The 18497-nt window shown below is 36.3% G+C and carries 23 protein-coding genes; 14 read left to right on the plus strand and 9 right to left on the minus strand.

Going from position 1 to position 18497, the window contains the following annotated elements:
- Positions 1 to 49 precede the first annotated feature (49 nt).
- A complete protein-coding gene (gene asnB, locus AOX59_RS03030) occupies positions 50 to 1978 on the plus strand; it encodes an asparagine synthase (glutamine-hydrolyzing) (RefSeq protein WP_068441646.1) in 1929 nt (642 codons plus the stop codon).
- Between the two features lie 785 nt (positions 1979 to 2763).
- Here asnB and AOX59_RS03035 read toward each other — a convergent pair.
- Together AOX59_RS03035 and AOX59_RS19095 are read right to left on the minus strand one after the other, a co-directional pair.
- A complete protein-coding gene (locus tag AOX59_RS03035) occupies positions 2764 to 3861 on the minus strand; it encodes a metallophosphoesterase family protein (protein WP_068441651.1) in 1098 nt (365 codons plus the stop codon).
- 294 nt (positions 3862 to 4155) lie between these two features.
- Positions 4156 to 4500, minus strand: coding sequence for a four-helix bundle copper-binding protein (locus AOX59_RS19095; protein WP_082684104.1), 345 nt, complete (start codon positions 4498 to 4500; stop codon positions 4156 to 4158).
- A 261-nt stretch (positions 4501 to 4761) separates the two neighbouring features.
- On the opposite strand from AOX59_RS19095, the gene AOX59_RS03040 reads away from it, so the two are divergent.
- Positions 4762 to 5367: a YdhK family protein gene (locus tag AOX59_RS03040; RefSeq protein WP_068441655.1), complete on the plus strand. Its 606-nt coding sequence runs from the start codon at positions 4762 to 4764 to the stop codon at positions 5365 to 5367.
- Positions 5368 to 5534: 167 nt separating this feature from the next.
- Here the strand turns inward: AOX59_RS03040 and AOX59_RS19100 are convergent, their stop codons facing one another.
- Entirely contained in the window at positions 5535 to 5861 is a 327-nt protein-coding gene (locus AOX59_RS19100; RefSeq protein WP_082684105.1) for a four-helix bundle copper-binding protein, read from the minus strand.
- Positions 5862 to 6164: 303 nt separating this feature from the next.
- Here AOX59_RS19100 and AOX59_RS03045 point away from each other — a divergent pair, with 303 nt between their 5' ends.
- A complete protein-coding gene (locus AOX59_RS03045; RefSeq protein ID WP_068441658.1) occupies positions 6165 to 6503 on the plus strand; it encodes a hypothetical protein in 339 nt (112 codons plus the stop codon).
- Positions 6504 to 6579: 76 nt separating this feature from the next.
- Here AOX59_RS03045 and AOX59_RS19485 read toward each other — a convergent pair whose 3' ends face one another.
- On the minus strand, positions 6580 to 6822 hold the full coding sequence (locus tag AOX59_RS19485; RefSeq protein ID WP_156418620.1) for a hypothetical protein: 243 nt from the start codon (positions 6820 to 6822) through the stop codon (positions 6580 to 6582).
- A 123-nt stretch (positions 6823 to 6945) separates the two neighbouring features.
- Between AOX59_RS19485 and AOX59_RS03055 the strand changes: the two genes are divergently transcribed.
- Positions 6946 to 7278, plus strand: a complete 333-nt coding sequence (locus tag AOX59_RS03055) for a DUF3221 domain-containing protein (RefSeq protein ID WP_068441664.1) — start codon at positions 6946 to 6948, stop codon at positions 7276 to 7278.
- A gap of 106 nt (positions 7279 to 7384) precedes the next feature.
- Here AOX59_RS03055 and AOX59_RS03060 read toward each other — a convergent pair whose 3' ends face one another.
- Complete coding sequence (locus tag AOX59_RS03060) at positions 7385 to 7990, minus strand: ATPase (RefSeq protein WP_068441667.1); 606 nt, start codon at positions 7988 to 7990, stop codon at positions 7385 to 7387.
- Positions 7990 to 8184, minus strand: coding sequence for a hypothetical protein (locus AOX59_RS03065; RefSeq protein ID WP_068441670.1), 195 nt, complete (start codon positions 8182 to 8184; stop codon positions 7990 to 7992). Before AOX59_RS03065 ends, AOX59_RS03060 begins: the two co-directional genes overlap by 1 nt.
- Before the next feature lie 160 nt (positions 8185 to 8344).
- Between AOX59_RS03065 and AOX59_RS03070 the strand changes: the two genes are divergently transcribed.
- From AOX59_RS03070 to AOX59_RS03095, 5 genes are all read left to right on the plus strand, one after another.
- A complete protein-coding gene (locus AOX59_RS03070) occupies positions 8345 to 8587 on the plus strand; it encodes a hypothetical protein (RefSeq protein ID WP_237049415.1) in 243 nt (80 codons plus the stop codon).
- 386 nt (positions 8588 to 8973) lie between these two features.
- Positions 8974 to 9519 (plus strand): disulfide bond formation protein DsbD, encoded by a 546-nt coding sequence (locus AOX59_RS03080; protein ID WP_179946420.1) that lies wholly within the window; start codon positions 8974 to 8976, stop codon positions 9517 to 9519.
- Between the two features lie 93 nt (positions 9520 to 9612).
- Positions 9613 to 10158, plus strand: a complete 546-nt coding sequence (locus AOX59_RS03085) for a hypothetical protein (RefSeq protein ID WP_068441679.1) — start codon at positions 9613 to 9615, stop codon at positions 10156 to 10158.
- 224 nt (positions 10159 to 10382) lie between these two features.
- A complete protein-coding gene (locus AOX59_RS03090; RefSeq protein WP_068441682.1) occupies positions 10383 to 10592 on the plus strand; it encodes a helix-turn-helix transcriptional regulator in 210 nt (69 codons plus the stop codon).
- Positions 10592 to 11062 (plus strand): hypothetical protein, encoded by a 471-nt coding sequence (locus AOX59_RS03095; RefSeq protein ID WP_068441685.1) that lies wholly within the window; start codon positions 10592 to 10594, stop codon positions 11060 to 11062. Before AOX59_RS03090 ends, AOX59_RS03095 begins: the two co-directional genes overlap by 1 nt.
- A gap of 198 nt (positions 11063 to 11260) precedes the next feature.
- On the opposite strand, the gene AOX59_RS03100 is transcribed toward AOX59_RS03095, so the two are convergent.
- Both AOX59_RS03100 and AOX59_RS03105 read right to left on the minus strand, forming a co-directional pair.
- Positions 11261 to 11476, minus strand: coding sequence for a helix-turn-helix domain-containing protein (locus AOX59_RS03100; RefSeq protein WP_179946421.1), 216 nt, complete (start codon positions 11474 to 11476; stop codon positions 11261 to 11263).
- 27 nt (positions 11477 to 11503) lie between these two features.
- Positions 11504 to 12076, minus strand: a complete 573-nt coding sequence (locus AOX59_RS03105; RefSeq protein WP_068441691.1) for a hypothetical protein — start codon at positions 12074 to 12076, stop codon at positions 11504 to 11506.
- Positions 12077 to 12337: 261 nt separating this feature from the next.
- On the opposite strand from AOX59_RS03105, the gene AOX59_RS03110 reads away from it, so the two are divergent.
- Genes AOX59_RS03110 through sigW form a run of 5 tightly spaced genes read left to right on the plus strand, consistent with a single transcriptional unit; the run spans position 12338 to position 16610 of the window.
- Positions 12338 to 12832 (plus strand): PH domain-containing protein, encoded by a 495-nt coding sequence (locus AOX59_RS03110; RefSeq protein WP_068441694.1) that lies wholly within the window; start codon positions 12338 to 12340, stop codon positions 12830 to 12832.
- A complete protein-coding gene (locus AOX59_RS03115; RefSeq protein WP_068441698.1) occupies positions 12832 to 14337 on the plus strand; it encodes a PH domain-containing protein in 1506 nt (501 codons plus the stop codon). Before AOX59_RS03110 ends, AOX59_RS03115 begins: the two co-directional genes overlap by 1 nt.
- 29 nt (positions 14338 to 14366) lie before the next feature.
- Complete coding sequence (locus tag AOX59_RS03120) at positions 14367 to 15068, plus strand: ABC transporter permease (RefSeq protein WP_068441701.1); 702 nt, start codon at positions 14367 to 14369, stop codon at positions 15066 to 15068.
- Between the two features lie 3 nt (positions 15069 to 15071).
- The gene (locus tag AOX59_RS03125; RefSeq protein WP_068441704.1) at positions 15072 to 15983 is read left to right on the plus strand and encodes an ABC transporter ATP-binding protein; all 912 of its coding nucleotides are present in this window, start codon (positions 15072 to 15074) and stop codon (positions 15981 to 15983) included.
- Between the two features lie 60 nt (positions 15984 to 16043).
- Positions 16044 to 16610 carry an RNA polymerase sigma factor SigW gene (sigW, locus tag AOX59_RS03130; protein ID WP_068441706.1) on the plus strand — a complete coding sequence of 189 codons (567 nt, stop codon included), beginning with the start codon at positions 16044 to 16046 and terminating at the stop codon, positions 16608 to 16610.
- A gap of 938 nt (positions 16611 to 17548) precedes the next feature.
- On the opposite strand, the gene AOX59_RS03135 is transcribed toward sigW, so the two are convergent.
- Positions 17549 to 18370: a methylenetetrahydrofolate reductase gene (locus AOX59_RS03135; RefSeq protein WP_169792850.1), complete on the minus strand. Its 822-nt coding sequence runs from the start codon at positions 18368 to 18370 to the stop codon at positions 17549 to 17551.
- Positions 18371 to 18497 lie beyond the last annotated feature (127 nt).

The raw sequence follows: 18497 nt of genomic DNA on the forward strand, positions 1-18497 counted from the left end.
ATGTTAAGAAGTTGTAAACAAATTGTAATAAAAATCGAGGGGATAAACAATGTGTGGTTTTGTCGGTCAAATTAAAAATATTGCTTCAGATTTCTTTAGTGATTACAGGGACTGGAGAGAAGAGATACATCACCGAGGCCCTGATGACCAAGGAACCTATATAGATGAATACGTTCAGTTCGATTTTCACCGTTTAAGTATTCTCGATCTTAAACACGGCCATCAGCCGATGAGTGATAAAAGTGGTCGTTATATAATGGTTTTTAACGGAGAAATATATAATTTTATCGAGTTGAGAATGGAATTGGAAGAAGCAGGTGTAACTTTCGATACGGGGTCGGATACGGAAGTCCTCCTAGAGCTTTATGCTCTTGAAAAAGAAAGAGCCGTTCATCGGCTACGCGGGATGTTTGCCTTTGTAATTTGGGACAAGCAGGAGAAAAGATTGTTTTCGGCCAGGGATCATTTCAGTATTAAACCTCTATACTTCAATGAAACTGAAGAAGGGATGGCTTTTGCATCAGAAGAAAAAAGCCTGTTTCAACCAGGCACAAGAACGCTTGATTCTCATTCGCTGCAAAACTATTTCACTTTTCAATACGTACCGGGCGAACGATGTTTATTGGAGGGCATGCAACAGTTAAAGCCTGGCCATTATTTGATCAAAGAACCAGGAAAATCCCCGCTGACCTATGAATATCATCACTTACATTTTCAACCTGATTCGAGTAAATCATTTGAGGAATATGTTCAACAAACAAGAGATGTATTAGAAGACTCTGTTCAAAAGCATATGCGTAGTGACGTCCCTGTCGGTGCCTTCTTATCCGGAGGGATTGATTCAACCAGTATCGTGGCCCTGGCCAAGCAACATCATCCCAACATCCAAACATTCACCGTTGGATTTGAACGCGATGGCTATAGTGAAATCGACTTGGCACAAGTAACAGCGGATCAACTGGGTGTTGAAAATATTCATAAGGTGATCACACCGGAAGAAGTGATTCAAGAACTACCAAACATCATCTGGCATATGGACGATCCAGTGGCCGATCCTGCGGCAATCCCAAACTATTTTGTGTCCAAAGAAGCAAGTAAGTATGTGAAAGTGGTTTTGTCTGGAGAAGGTGCAGATGAGTTATTCGCCGGATATAATATTTATCGAGAACCTCTGGCGTTAAAGGGTTTTGATTATTTACCAGGTTTTTTAAAGCGAGCTCTCCATCATCTTGCTCGAATTTTCCCGGAAGGCATGAAAGGGAAAAGCTTCTTGCTACGTGGAACGACATCATTGTCTGAACGATATGTCGGCAATGCCAAGATTTTTGATGAACAAGAAAAGCAAGCGCTACTATTGGATTATAACAAAGATTTCGTGTTCAAACACGTGACGAGAGCACTGTATCAAGAAGTCGCTCACTGTGATCCAACCACCCAGATGCAATATATTGATCTTCACACATGGCTCCACGGGGATATTTTAACGATAGCCGATCGCATGACGATGGCACATTCTTTGGAATTACGTGTACCATTTCTGGATAAAGAAGTGTTTAAAGTAGCCAGCAAATTGCCAATGGATACGAAAATATCAAATGGAACAACTAAATATGTCCTCAGACAAGCTGTGAGAGATTTGATTCCGGAACCTGTAACGAACCGAAAAAAATTAGGGTTTCCTGTTCCCATTCGCCATTGGTTAAAAAATGAACTTTATGAATGGGCGACTCAGTTGATTAGAAATAGTCCAGTTGATGATATTTTCAACAAAAAAGAAATATGGAAACTTCTTGATCAACATGTACGGGGAAAGCATGATCATAGCCGTAAGATTTGGACGATACTTGTTTTTATGGTTTGGCATCATATGTATATGGAGCAGCCGTCAAGTGTACCAGGCTATGAAACATCTTTTGCAAAGAATCTTCCACGAAATCGAGAACAGAATCACTCCGTCCGTGTACCTGTACATGGATAATGTTCACTTTGGCAATGTCTTAAACAAACGGGCGCTAAAGTGGAATAATCACATATCGTAGGACAGCAATAACAGGAGGGGTAGAGTGGAAATCATAGGTACTGCCAATATTGCGCTTATCATTTTTGTCTCCTTGGTTGGTTTCGTTACCTGGCTGGTTTTTCGATCTGTCAAAAGGACCAAAAATGACCATAATGATTAAGATGGACGATTATCAATTAGATACTGTCGAAGAAACAGTTGAATATCCGGAGGCATTTTCGGATGTATAATTTATTATAGCCTTTGTTCCATCATCGGGCGCAAGAATGGAATAAGAGTCAGCACCTTCTTTTTAAATCAGGCGATAGTCCTGATTCATGAATACAAGTACCCGAAAAGTGAATGCATATGATAAAAGTGAACACTTTAGAAATACCCTAAGATGCTGTTCAGATGACGGAGATATTTAGTCATTGTAACGCCCTTGAGGTTTCGTGCATTGAAGAGAGGGGAATCCAAAATAATCTTCCTCTCTGGTTTCCACATTCGATTCCCCTCTCTTCTGCACGGTTTGGAACTAATACCGATGCCACTTAGGTAAAAAGATAAATTTCAAATCCTACATAAACGAGCGCTTTTCCGTAATAAAGGAGTAACTATTCTTGAAAATGGGATGTACTACCTAAGTAACCACCACCGTAATTAGCTCTTTAAAAAAGCCACCCATTACTTTTGAGAGGGTGGCTTATCCTATAAGATTCTTTTGCTAACCTATCAACAGCATAACTGCAGGTGATCCTTTTCTACTGTATTTCATAGTCTTTAGCAAAAACCATTTCGGTGTCAACAATTACATCATCTGCATTTTCATCTAAGTGGAATACCCGGGCACCACGTAATCTGTGATTTTCTTCGCCGCCAAGGCCATAGGCTCCAAACCCTACGCTTCCTGCATAGCCTAATTTGATTCCATAATAGTCACCAATATAGGTATTGATATGATCATGGCCAGAAAACACACCTTTTACATCGCCTCTCTCCAGCATAGCTGCAAACATTCCGCTGTTAAATGGACCAGTACAAACACACTCATTCTTTTCACCTTTGATATTATGTTTTTCCACAGCTTTTGCGTGGCTTTCTTCTGTTTCTTCAGATGGGCTAGCATACCACATATATTTAAATTCGGGGAGAGGAATATGCATGAATGCTAATGAAGGAACCTTATGTCCGGTTGTTTGCTCCATCTTTTTAGAAGTTTCATTATACCACTGAACTTGATCGTGGCGGAGCCAATCCCAAGTTTGGTAACCTTCAAAATCTTGCCCTGAAATTTCCTCTGGTGCATATCTTCCGCTGTCAAACAGCCAAATATTAAATGCCGGCTTTGTATTTTTGGAATTATTGATAACAAGGTTTGTATTTCCTGTTCCGGTAATATCTTTTGATCCAGGCTTATTGACATTATGTTCATAAGACATATAGATTTCAAGCATTTCTTTTTCATCTAATCCGGTCTTCGGTGTATGGTCCTCATCATGGTTGCCGAAGGTTACTGCCCATTGTACCCCTCTGTCTTCCATCGGTTGGGCAATGGTCTTTATGGCCTGCTTCACCTCCTCCGGTGTTTCCAGATCAGCATTAAGCATGTCGCCATTTAATATGGCCAAATCAGGCTTCTGCTTATCAAGTACTGTATTCATTAATTCTATCGTCCGGGGATCGATATCCTCATCATCTTGAATGTCATTAAACTGTACGATTCTATACTTCCCATCAGAATTGAATTGTAGTTTTTCATTTTCATTTGTTTTCCCTTGAACGGAAGAATTGAAAAAATTTGTTGTGATTAAGATAACGGTAATAGCGATGGTAATAATACCTAGAGATTTTAATTTCATAAAATGGCCTCCTGCTTAAATAAGTAGTCTTTATGCGTTCAAATTAATTTTAATAAAATAGTATTAATCCTGTATAAATTTACTTTATAAATTATGTAAATTATTCTTCAAACGGTGCTTATTGCGGAATAAAAAAGCGCCCAAATCTGCATTATCGGGCCAGATTGTAGAAAAGTGGAAAAAAGTGAAGTGGAGTTCTATTTTAAACTTTTATCCTAAGATTACTCATGTATGACTTTATTTTATAATGTAAAAAGCCCTGACCACTGGCCAGAGCTTTTTACATTATAAGTCTTAAGAAGCCATCTGTCTGCATGCATTCGCACAAGAACGACAAATAGCTGCACATTCCTGACAATGGGGATCCTTGAATTTTTCGCACTCTGTTGCACACGCTTCACAATGAGTAGCACAGAGTTTGCAAAATTCTGCTGCGCTCATGCTATTCCTGGCCATGTATGTTGCAGCTTGAAAACACATGTCTGAACAATCATTTAAATGTTGGATACACATAATACGTGCTTGAACATCTGGTTCCTGCAAACATGCTGTCGTACACTCTTCACAAGCACGAGCGCATTTTAAGCATTCATCGATACATTGATCCATATGTGTTGGGGAACTTGAAAGTACTCCCATCTCGGCTCACCGCCCTTTTAAAATTTACAATAGTAGTATCCTAACAAATAAAGTAATTATTCATGTTAGGTCAAAAATCCAGAATCGAGTGTTTTCTTGATGAGAAAGTGCTCTTCTTAAATTTGAACATTAAATGAAATAAAGGTTATTAAGATTGTCTAACATCTAAATTGCGTTATAATACCGTATAGAGGTATGTTTTAAGAGAATTGCTTAGTAAGAAAAATTCTAAAACAATTGAGTGGAGTGGAGGTTGTAACAATGAAAAAAAAGCATTTAATAATTGGGTTGCTTGCTTTACTTACAACTATGGTTTTAGCAGCTTGTGGTGGAAATGAAGAATCGGATCCAAATGATAATACCAATACGGAGACTGAATCCCACGAAAATAATGAAGAAGGTTCTAATGACCAACCAGGTCACGAAGGAATGAATCATTCCAGCTCGGGTGAGGTTCTTGATGAGCTGGAAGATGCAGAGAACCCAACCTATGAAATGGGAAGTCAGGCGATAATTGAAACTGACCATATGGAAGGTATGAATGGTGCTGAAGCAACCATCGACGGTGCCTATGATACCACGGCATATACGGTTACCTATACGCCAACGAATGGCGATGAACCAGTAGAAAACCATAAGTGGGTTATTCATGAAGAATTGGAAAACCCCGAGGAGGCAACACTGGAGCCAGGTACAGAAGTTACTATTAACGCTTCCCATATGGAAGGCATGGATGGTGTCACCGCTGAGATTGACGATGCTAACGAAACTACTGTGTATATGGTTAGCTACACTTCAACGAATGGCGGCGAAAAAGTCTCAAACCATAAATGGGTAACAGAAAGTGAGCTTTCTCCTGTTGAATAAATACAAAAAACAATTTAACCTTATTTTTATTCGTGATTAATTGTTAATTCAAATAAGTATTCTTCATAGTTGCGCGATTGTATTACAAGACAAATTAAAAAATTCGATTCCCTGAACCTGTAAGGAATCGAATTTTTTAGGTTTAAAATCTGCTTAGCGTACAAAATTTATGCAGACATTGCAAAGGCGCGGCATTCTTGAGCACAATGCAAGCAAATTTGACCACATCTTTGTGATTGTTCATCAGGATGTTGTAAACAATGATTTCCACATACTTCACAAATTTGTGCGCATAATGAGGCAATGGATTTTGCATAATAACTACAACGTGCAATATACTTTGTAGTTAATGTACAGATATCAGCACAATCTCTTAGTAATCTTAATTGCTCTCTTCTATGGCTTGAATCTTTCATTTGTAGAATCGAATACTCCGTATATTCACAAACAGCTTCACAATTTTGAACAGTTTTTAAAACTTGATGATGTGACATGTGACTCTGATCAACATGGTGAATGATACATCAAATTTCCTCCAATGTTTACTTTTTTATTTTAACAATTTCAATATATGTATGGACATCTACCTATGTTTAAGGCATAAGCCTAAAATCCAAATATGTGTTAAAAGGGACAAAAGGAATATGTTATTTGTTTCTTAAACGGGCGCACTTCCGGAATAAAAGACAGTGTCCAATTTGCCATTGTAGGGCCATTTGTTGAACAATTTTTATAAAACATTCTATAAGAGTTAACGTCCAATAAACTATTGTAAAAGCTATTAAAGGAGTTTTTTTATGAAACGTTTGCTTTCTATATGCTTGACACTAATATTATTTGCGCTTATTGGTTGTACTACAAATGAAAATGACAAAAAAGAGTATTCCCTTCTTGTTGTGGAAGGTGATAAAAATATTAGTGAGGATTTTGGTAAGTACGGCGGAAATGAATCCCCCGTTGCTGAAATGGAGTATTTCACAAGTTTAAAAGCTGCCAAGGAAAGATACCCAAGTTATGAAATTGAAAAATCTCCAGCAGTATTCATATTTGAAACCGGTGGCGGGGATATGAAGAAATTGAAATTCAAAACATATGATGTTGAGGAAGCGATTGGATTTTTAAGGGAAGTTACTTAAAGAACTGAATTAAAGAATCTAAGTAAACAATTTTCTGCAATAGGGCGCAAATCTGGAATAAAGGACAACGCCCAAATTACCATTGTAAGACAATTTTGGAATAATTTTTTATGGGTAAAATGGGGGTATAGATGTTTTTAAAGAGGTTTAACCGAACAGGAAAAGTGATTGCATTTACAGGAATGTGGATCTCTGCCTTTGGATTTGCATTTAATGAGACGATAGCAGGGGTTTCAGGTACTCCAGATTCATTGGCTGCATTATCAATCCCCTTAATTGCTATAGGTATAATATTGTTAATCACTTCAAATTTCTTCAAAAGAAAACGTGAGGGATAAATCTTCTTCAATCAGGAGCTAATTAGGAATAAGAATAAACGCCAATGCTGAATATAAGAGACCATTTTGGGTGACACAACTTTATGTTATGAGGTGGAACCATTTTGGATAAAAAAATTAAATTTACTGTCTTCGCAATTGTATTAATCGGCTTATTATCTGCGTGTAGTTCCTCTAATGGCGACAAAACAGAAGGTAATGAAACAAAAGAAACTTTTACAGGAACCATTGAAAAGATAACGGACCAAAATGTTGCTATTGTAACTATAGAAGAGGGCAAAATACTTAAATCAGGACGAGAAGTGAGTGTGAATCTTTCGGTTGCCAATGATACAACATTTCAAATTGGCGATAAGATTAGAGTCGGATATGATGGTAAGGTTAGAGAAAGCTATCCACTTGGAATTAATACAACTTTTGTAGAATTGATTAATTGAGGCTTGTTAAGTTAACGGGCGCTCATCTGGAAAATAAGCAACATTTGATAAACCCAAAATTTTTATAACCAAAACCAATTTTCCGGGAGTAGAGAATTGGTTTTGGTTATAGTTCTGTTGGTGGTTTTTTTTGAAATTGTTGCCATAAAGAAAGCGCCCAATCAGGTAGCTGATTAACTTCAAAAGTTATTTTACCATCATTTATTTCTAATATAATTTCTCCATCGTCTTTACTGTTGTCAATTAGAATAAGGTTATCGATAATAGGAGCACATTCATAAAGGTGTTTAAATGAAGTTTTATCCCTTCTGAGAATATCTTCAGTTGGGATATGATGACCGCCATTTTTTACTCTCATTGCAATCCTTTCAATATTTTGATTAACGTCATTGAGTGCAATGTAAAACATTGTCACTTCATAACCATATTCTTTGGCTTTGCTTATTTGTCTAAGTGCATTTTTTCCAGCAAGTGTTGTTTCAATAGAAAAATCTTTACCTTCTTTGATATATTCATTAACCGATTTAATGACTTCTTTCCCTGCAGCAACCTTTTTTGCCTCCGGATTTTCCGAATCTAACCGTCGTGCAATAGCATCGGCATCAATGTTGATATCAACACCAATTTTGTCGATAATCAAATTGCGAAAAGTGCTTTTTCCACTACCGTTATTACCTGCAAACACAAAGAATATTGGCTGATGCGTATGCATTAAGATTCACCATCATTATTGAATGGACTAATTTTACCATTAGGATATTCTTTTACAAGCTTCCCGTTTTTTTCATATATAATATATGTCTTATTTGCTTTGGCATCAATTCTTGCTCGCTCACCGGTCATCTTAGCCCATTTGTCAATCCAGCCGTATTTTCGTTTGGATTCATTGTTTTGCTGTTTTAACATAAGAATCACCGCCTTTATTTAATTATATCAGATTGCTGGTTTAATTATAATAATTGTTGCCTTCCAAATTGTTTTCCTTAATACTAATTAGTATAGGAAAATATTGTTCTGCAAACAGGCGCTATAATGGCACAAACCTTAAATGGAAAAGTAGGTGTTTATGATGACAAAAAGTTATGTCGCAATTACGTATGATGTTTGTGAACATAATGATTTATGCGAGGATATGAATGAATATATTTTAGATTCTTCTGTTGATATGGATAAGCAAGTAAAAGGTTTTGCTGAACAAGACGTTGCGCCCTTAGTCAAAGTTTATGAGTCAGCTACAAGTGACTTTGGGGAATTAACACTGTATAAAGAATTTAAATTCAAGGAATATGAGTGTGATTGTGAACAGTAGCACGTTATTCCAGAATAGGGCGCAATTCCGGAATAAGGCTTGACTTCCAATCCTGCGGAAAAGGGCCATTTTATTGAATAAGCATACAAAGGGGAGTATATATGTCAAAGTATTTCAAAGGGGAATTTTTGAAACAAAGAATTATTTTAACTGTTATACTCCTAAGCATAATAACACTATCTGAGTACGGATTAATTTCTAATACATTAAATTCATTTTTTGCGGGAGTAGCTCTTATTGTATTTTTTATTGTGGATAGTGATTTGAGAAAAAATGAACCACATTACTAATCAAACGGGCGCAAGAAAGGAATAAGTGAAAGCATCTAAAATCGCACTATTGAGCCATTTTGTTGAATATTAATCAAAATGAGGAATGTTGTTGAAATGGGTAAAAAATTTTTAAACGTAAGTGGTTGGATTTTACTTTTGGGTATGGTTGCTTTATGGATTAGGTTCGGATATACGGATTGGCAGTTATTATTATTACCTGCAACTTATCTTTGTTTTTCGATTGGTGATGGCAAGATTAAAAAACTGAAGTCGCTGTCGGTATCTCAAACCATAATACTTGTGTCTTCGTTTATCATATCCGTTGCCATTGCATTCGGACTTATCCAACTTGCTAATTATCTGATTCATGATGTTTTTCATCTTCAAGGGATCCTTAAAACTATGAGTGAATGGCTTGCTGTAATTCTCTCATTATTCCCTGCTGTAATTGCATTTAGCAGCGTAATCAATAAAATAGACGATAGTTTAAAGGAAAAATATAATGATCCGCACACCAAGGCTTCCGAATATGATGGCTTGAAGATGGAAGCCAATAAAATGTTGAAATCCATGACAAAGATGCAGACGATTAAAGCATTAAGAAAGAGATATGGCTTATCTTTGGTAGATGCAAAAAATATCGTGGATTCAGTAAAATAGTGATCTTCAAGAATAGGGCGCTTTTCACTAATAAAGAATAGCACCAATATTGGACAGGATAGACACATTTTTATGGCAAAGGGTTAGGGACATATGAATAAAGAACTTGAACAAGAAGTTGAGCGAGTTAGGAAACAAATGAAGAAGGGCTATTTAGTATTTCTTGCTATATTGTTATTAGGTATAGGTTCATTGGCTTATAATTTTATGAAAGGCTCTTATGCCTTTGAAATTGTTTTCTTTTTTTCTTTCATCGCTGCAATGGTTATCATTAGATATTTACCGATCATAACACTACCGGCACGTTTCTCGAAGGTTATCAACAGTATCTTGATTGTTCTAGGTTTTATTATAATAGGTCTTATTTTTTCCACTATCTGGACTAACATAACATTCCCTTTTGAAGAAATTCCTGATACTATAGATCCGGATACTATAGGGATATTGAATCAATTTGGAATCCAAATTAAATATGCAGTTCTAACAAGTACTTCACTATTTTTAACTGTTATTTTACTAAACAAGAAGAGCGTTTGGACATCTCCGATGCTTTTGGCTATTCTTGGTTTAGCAATTTTGTTATTGCCATTCGTATTACTATGTGTGATTAAGTTCTATGGTCTTTTAAAAGGTTTGTAAAAGGTTATCGGCTTATGTACAAATACCCTGCGACAGTCTTCAATTATCGGGCGCAATAACCGAATAAATGTCTGCCGCAATAGGGCCATTATCTGAAATAACGGAATGCATCTTTTTTAATCAAATGAAAGCAATAATAAACCTAACATAATGTTAATTTGACTTAACATTATGTTAGGTTTATTATATACATAAGTTAAAATAAAGAAAAGAAGGAGATTAATGTGCGACTATCCAACCGAATAAGGGAATTACGTGCTCGTTTTCAATGGACACAGCAAGATCTTGCGTCAAGAGTGGGAGTAACTAGACAAACGATTGCTGCATTAGAAAAGGGGGACTACATTCCTTCTTTGCTCTTAGCGATGAATATTTGTATTGAATTTCAACTGACTGTTGAAGAGGTATTTCAAGTAAAAGGGGAGGAAAAATAATGAAATTAAAGGGAATTTATGTATTAAATATAACGGTGTTAGCCTTGTTTGGATGGGCAATGATAGCCTATTATGATACAGCAACGGAAATTAAATCAACGATTGATAATCCCAGTATGGAAGGTTTTGCATTTTCCACGAATGTACTACCGCTTATCCTTTTGTTAATAGTTGGCATACCAGCTGCAGTTGTATTAACCCGAAAACAACGAAAGGAAAAAAAGGGATGGAAGGCAGCAATACTTTTCCCAGCAGAATTGAAGGAGAATGATGAACGAGAAAAAGCACTGACTTCAAAAGCTTGTCGAGATACCTATATTTCAACGATGATTGCATCTCCATTTCTTGCTGCATTTATGTTATTTCACCCGTTTGTTTCTAGCTATTTTGCTGCCTATCCGATTGTTATATTAATGCTTTTTCCAATTATTCAAGTAACAGTATTTTACCTGTCACTAAAAAAGAATTAAGAGGATTGATAAGAAACTTTTATTTTGAAAGAGCTCTTAATAATAATCTTGAATAACAGAGTAAGTTTTCACTCAACATTGTCAATGGTATTCCATAATCGGGCGCAATTCTTGAATAAGAAGGCACCCTTCAGTATAAAGCTATTTAATTGAATAAAGGACTCTAGATTTTCTAAAGGCAATGCTTATCAAAATCAATTATTTATTTTCATTTTCTTCGATATACTCCATTAAATCACCCGGCTGGCAATCCAGAGCTTTACAAAGTGCATCAAGTGTTGTAAAGCGGATTGCCTTTCCTTTTTCATTTTTAAGTATAGATAAGTTTGCTGGTGTGATTCCTACTAATTCGGAAAGTTTATTTAATGACATTTTACGCTCAGCCATCATAACATCAAGTTTAATCCTTATCATTATTATTCGCCCACTTCATCTTCATCTTCATATTGTTTTCCTATTTTCTTCTACTGCATTGACAGCCGTTCTCAAAGCTAATGCAATAATAATAAGTACTATTCCGCCGGCAATCATATCTATATAGGAAAGATTCGAAAAGGATACGTGTGCGTTAGTGATAGATAAAGCACTTAAAACCTTGGAAAGCATAAGATTACTCGTATAAGTAGAAGCAGTTCCTAAAATACCGATGGACAGGCCCAATTTAAACAAAACAGATACATTTTCATACATAAAGAGACTATATGTATGAATGTTTTTTAAAAGTTTATACATAAACCAGAAAAACAGGAGTGCGGTTAATCCTGTAGTCAGCTCATTCACAAAATAAAGGATTAAAAATTGCCCTTCCTCATAAATTGCCGGTTGTTGACGAAAATCAATCGTAAAGTAAGCAAATACCGGTTCTAAAGGACCAAACGAATCGGCGAAACCGCTGGCAGGTATAAATAAACGAGACAAACCCTCCATCAACATAAAGATCATTAAAAGCATCATTAAATAAAAGCCAATTAAAGATATGAGTGAACCTATTTTAAATATAATTTTTGATTTCATAATTTGTCTCCTTGCTTTCAACCATAAATTTATTTCCATTTATGTAATTACAAAATAATAATAATCCAATCATATCATAATTTACCAATCAAATCATTTTCAATATTAATTTATTGATTATCAATAATAATATATTGTTATTGATGGATTTTTCTGTTATGTTATTTGGTGTTGACCAAGCAAATTGAGAGATTGTGAAAACTTATGATAAGAACATTGGAAAAAATTAATTAAGACAGGTAGTTACAGGAGCAGTGATTTATGGATCAACAAATTGTTACACCCCAACAACAACTATCCAAAGTTGTAATTAGAGTATGGATTATTGGGGAGATTATTGCTAATTTCATTGGGCTCTTAGTTCTTGCAGCATTGTTTTTTTTGGATTACAAATTTTCATGGCCGGAATGGGCTGGGTGGATCATTTTGGTTGTCACTATTCTTTCTGTCGTTGGAACAATATGGTCTGTGTTTTTCGAGCCATCTTTGAAGTTTAATAGTTGGCGCTATGATGTCAATGAGGACTTTTTGCAATTGAAATATGGGATTTTCATCGAGAAACATGAACTTATTCCAATGACAAAAATACAGTCAGTTGCAACAAATCAGGGACCAATTATGAGAAAGTACGGCCTTTATTCGGTTTCCATTACTACAATGGCGTCCTCTCACAAAATCCCTGCACTATCTGAAAAAGTTGCAATTGAACTAAGAAGCCAAATTGCTTATTTTGCAAAAGTAAAGGAAGTGGAGTAATGGGACAGAAGAAACGATATCACCCTTTGAATATATTGTTCGACTTCTGGAGGCTCCTGAAAAATGCATTCTTCTTTGTATTGTTTCTTTTCATTATTAACTATGATTCCAGTTCAGCTTGGATTAATTATGGACGAATCATTTTTTGTTTGGCAGTCGTTTTAACTGTTTTTTCAATAATTTATAAATGGTTCACACAAAAATATTTGCTTGATGATGTTTCTTTTCATATGTACAAAGGGTTATTTAATAAATCGGAGCGGACCATTCCTTATACCAAGATTCACAATATCCAACGTAGGCAGACATTTATTCACAAGCTATTTGGATTGGCTTCTGTAGTTTTTGAAACAAGTATGACAGATACAGATGCTTCGATAAAATTTGGTGTCATTTCACAAAAAGAACTTAATGAACTGGAAGCAAGGATACACCAATCAGGCAGCACTAATCATGATGTAGTAGCCTATGAAGCAGTACCTGAGGCAGAAAAAGAGGAACAAGTAATATGTAACAGAACGGTCCATTTTAGACCGACAAGAAAAGATACTATCAAAGCTTCTTTCACATCGCTCAGCTTTTTAGTACTTATTCCGATAATTGTTTCTGTGTCATCTGAGATAGAGGATATATTTGATATAGAAGACAAGGCGAAAACATTTTTAATGTCTAACATCAATTCCTGGTGGATTATTTCATTGTTCATTGTTGCTTTGGTTATCATGTCCGTTGCTTTTGGGGTTGTCCGGACATTTTTAAGGTATGGAAGATACGAAATTGCTTCTGATGATAAAACGATTTTTATTTCAAAAGGAATCCTGGAAGAATCAACTTTTACCATATCAAAGGATAAAGTTCAGGCTGTTGAAGTTACTCAATCACTGATAAAACGAATGCTCGGACTTGCTGAAGTAAAGTTGATCAGTGCAGGAAGTGTTGGTGAAAGTGAAGATGAAACAAATTCACTTTATCCCTTTCTGCCTGTTCAGCGGGCATATGAGATGTTAGAGGAAGTGCTTCCAGATTATGAGGTAACACAGAAGATGTATCTTTTACCGGGAAAATCATTATGGGTTCGACTGTTAAGACCAAGCTGGCTCTGGATTATTGCAACTATTGCGCTATTCTTTTTCAGGCCCCAGGTATTCGATGTGAAACAAGCATGGTGGATCATTTCGGTTTTTTTATTTCTAATTATCTATATACATCGAATCCTCGATTTTATAAACACGAGATATATGTTGAATGGCGGCTTTATACAGTTTAAAACAGGGAGTCTGCAAACAACAATGTTTGTTTCAAAACGAAAGAAAGTAATTGAAGTGGAAGTATCCCGCAGTAGATTGCAGAAACAATTGGGACTGTCAACCATCAATATGGTAAATCGCTCCAAACCAGTCCATCACACAACGATTAAAGATGTACCAGAATTGATGGCAGATGCCTATCGTACATGGTATATCAAACGCACAGAAGATATTGAAATTGAAAAAACCAGTATTTAAATAAACAATAAATGAAGGGGCAAGTTATCATGATTCATATATTAAAACGGGAATTCATTGATGCATTTAAAAGTGTACGCTCTATTTTGATTCTATTATTTATAACTTTTGTATCGTACCAGTCAGCTAAATTTTTTGATGAAAATCAGGACATGATTAATCAATTTATTGGAGAAAGCGGAAATGAAGTCGGCTCAGTCTATACAGCGGCCATTGCATTCATCGTGTTGATCTTTGGGTTCTTATTTGTATTTGCCATTTCTCATGATTTGATCAACAGGGAAATAGAGATGAAAACCATAAGATTGCTTGTGACTAAGACATCGAGACTTCAAATTGTGCTGGGAAAGTTCTTGGGGATTCTATTATTCTGGGTTGTAACTATATCTATTTCTTTCGCTATAATATCCTTGATAACGGGTTCCTGGTTCCCTAAAGACTACTTTCAAACCATAATCTTTTTATTTTACATTATAAGCTTAGTGCTTTTAATTTCTACCGTCATACCAAAAACGAAATTAACGATGTTTCTAGGAATCTTCTTAGGAATTGTGTTGCCAATTATCGGATTAGCAGCAGCTTTCTCAGATAAGTGGTATTTCATTCCATTTAAATATTTATTGCCATATAAATATTTTGATGGCTCCGTTGGCATGATGTTCATCCCCTTGGCCATTGGTATTGGTTATATTTCATTAAGCATATTTTTTATAAATAGAAAGGATTTTTAAAATATGGAAATGATTAAAGTAAATCAACTAACGAAAAAGTATGGAGCAACAAAAGTTCTAAAGGGAATCAATTTAATCATTTATCAAGGTGAAGTGTTCGGGTTTGTGGGACATAATGGAGCCGGTAAATCAACCTTAATCCATATACTCACAGATATTGTGAACAAGAGTGGTGGCTCTTTTGAAATGTTGGGCATTTCGGATAATCATGTTAATGAGACAAAAAAGCGAATTGGAGTAATGCCTGATATTACAAACCTGTATGAAAACATGAAAGGAATTGACTTTTTACGATATATGGGAGACCTGGCAGGTGATAATTACAGTAAAAAATATTACATATCCCTTATGAAAGATGTAGGATTAGAGGGAGCGGAAAAGAAGAAAATCAAATCTTATTCATTTGGTATGAAAAAGAAAATCAGTATCGCACAGGCATTATTGGGCAACCCGGAAATCATTATTCTTGATGAACCAACGTCCGGCCTTGACCCTGAATCAGCCATAGAAATCCGCAAATTGGTAACAAATCTGCAGAAAAGTGGCAAGACAATCTTCTTGACATCCCATAATTTGGATGAAATTGAGAAAATTAGTGACAGAGTAGGAATTTTAAGCGAAGGCGTTATTAAAAAAATGGGAACGCCCCGTGAATTAAAGACAGAAACCAAAGAAGATATTGGCTTATTAATTCGAACAAAGCCTGTGCTCACAGCAGCTAATATCTCAAAAGTTTCTGAAGCTCTAGACATGAACGTTTCATTTGTAGATACACAAAAGGACTATACGTTTTTGAATGTTACTTCTGAGGATGACATTCCCAAACTGTCTAAGGAAATAATGGAATCCGGCATTCTTCTGTATGAACTGAAGGTGGAGGAACGATCATTGGAAGAGGTGTTTATGAATACGTGAGGGTTAATTTTTCCCTTAAAAATGTAATACATCAATTCCGTTGCGAATGGTGGTTATTAAATGGAAAACAATAATAGGCAGATAATAGAAAAAGTGAAACAAGGAGATCAACATGCTTTTAGTGAGTTAATCGAACTCTACCAACATAAAGTTTACCGAATTTGTTTCCGACTGATCGGAAACCGCCATGAAGCAGAAGAACTTGCCCAAGAAGCTTTTTTGCGAGCTTATCAGAATATTAAGAGTCATGACAGCAATAAAAAATTTTCTTCCTGGTTGTTCCGCATTGCCACAAATTTAACAATTGATTGGTTGAAAAAGAAGAAACCGGATTATTATTTGGATGCGGAAGTGACTGGGGCAGAGGGTATGACAATGTATACCCGAATTCCTGCCAATAATAAATTACCGGAGGATCAAGTAATCGCACTGGAATTTCAGGATACTGTACATAAGGCAATTTTTCAGTTAGCACCAGAATATCGCTCGGCCATTGTATTGAAATATATGGAGGGTTTGTCACTGAGGGAGATGAGTGACATCATGCAGATTCCCATTGGCACGGTTAAAACAAGAATTCATCGTGGCCGTGAAATATTACGCAAGCATTTGAAACCTGTTCCATAATTGCGGGATCAGATGGGCTGACGAAGAATGACAATAAAGTCGATTCATTTAAATTTGGTTTTTATATGCTTAGTTCAGCAATCGCACCCTTAATGGAATAAAAGAAGCCATTAGGGAAGGAAAAAACAAACCTCTACCTGGTTAATTCCTTGGGTAGAGGTTTTAGTCTTGTCAACGATTTGTCAACATTGTCCACTAAAATTCAACGGATTATACATTTTTGTATATATGCTATTTATGTTTTTGTTATCTATAAGTGCATGTTCATGGAGTTTGTAAATAACATAGATAGGTCAATATTGATTATTATTGGTACAATTAATATTTGCAAGATATAAAAGACAAACTTAATAACCCGGACTTAACGCACTTATTCCTGTATTTTGGTATTTGTGTGATTGGTCACAAGAATGGTAACGAATATATCGCAATAAACTAAAATGCAACAAAAATAAAGAGAAGCATTATTTATTTGAAACGGTGATGTATATGCACTCTGAAATGTTATAGAACATTGCAAAATGTCTCGTCAAGGCCTCCTAAGCTGTGAACCCTCACATCAAGAGGAAATTTTTAATGGTTGATTATAAACATAAAATGGTAACTTCCAATGATGATGTCACGGAAGTTACCATTGGTTAACTCTTTAGGGGTTAATTTTTATGTGTGATTCTAGAGTCTTATATTATAGTCACCATGCTTGCTTTTTCTAATGACCACAACAAATATAGTGACCACGCAAATGACCACACATTAAACAATTGAGAACAAACGTTTGCAAGGTGTTAATTGTGGTATATCATAATTTGTTATATAATTTCATGGAGAACAACATATCAAAAATAGGCAAAAATGGTAACAATTAAACGGGTCATGTAATAAATAAAACGCCGAAACGCCGAAAAAGCGAACTGGCTTGTAAGTCATATGTGGTATAGTTATTCACCGCCCGCTTTTTCAAGGGTGTCCAGTTCGTTAAACGTGTAAATGTGAAAGCCTGCGATACCATAGTCCGATTCATTTAAGTACGGGGTATATGCGTTAACCAAAGCGCTTGGATCATAGCCGCGCATCAGCTTCCTCGATAATTTCAGATTTTTTCTGAGGAAGCGAAGTGAATCAGTGACACCAATACGGGGGGCGATGCGAAGTAATTTGTCCAATTTCACGGGACCTGGTAGGCCCAGATAGCAGGGCAGCTGCAGACCGGATGCGCGCTGTTTCCGAAGCCAGGCAAGGACCTGCTCGGGATCAAAACACATTTGTGTCACGGTATAATGGGCTAGGGGAGCTTTTGCTGCAAAATCCTGATTGAGTGTGGCTGTATCGATATGCGGGTGGCCTTCAGGATATGCAGGAATACCGATGCGATGCAGCCCGTTTTCGTGTGTGGCCAAAGACTGTAATAATTCAAGGCCATGCTGATACGGACCCAGTGGTTTTTCCTGATCGCCACCAACAATAAATATTTCGTGCACATCATTCTCAGCGAGGCGATCAAGCACTGTGTTAAGATGTTTTTCACTCCGGATCATCCGCGCTGCAATATGGGGAATAACCTGAGCGAAATGAGGCGCTAATGCGATTGATTTGTCGATCGTAGCGTCGATACCATTTGTCGGTGAGCAGGTGATTGTCAACGTGGCATGGGAAGGAAGTGCCGCTGTGGCCCGCTCAACGATGCCCTTAGCGGGAATGAGTTCAAAGCGGGACGCCCCCGCTTGGTTGAACAGAGCCGTTGAAGATTGCTGATCCATCATGGTCATCCCTACTTTCTTTTAAATATGATCATTGTAAGGCAAGCAACATGACACCTCTAATAGGGGTGTCATAATTTTGTGAATTCCTCTAACAATCAGTGGTCAAAATGTCTTAAAAGTGATTCAA

Origin of the sequence: Lentibacillus amyloliquefaciens (assembly GCF_001307805.1) — a bacterium.
GTDB classification, from domain to species: Bacteria; Bacillota; Bacilli; order Bacillales; family Amphibacillaceae; genus Lentibacillus; species Lentibacillus amyloliquefaciens.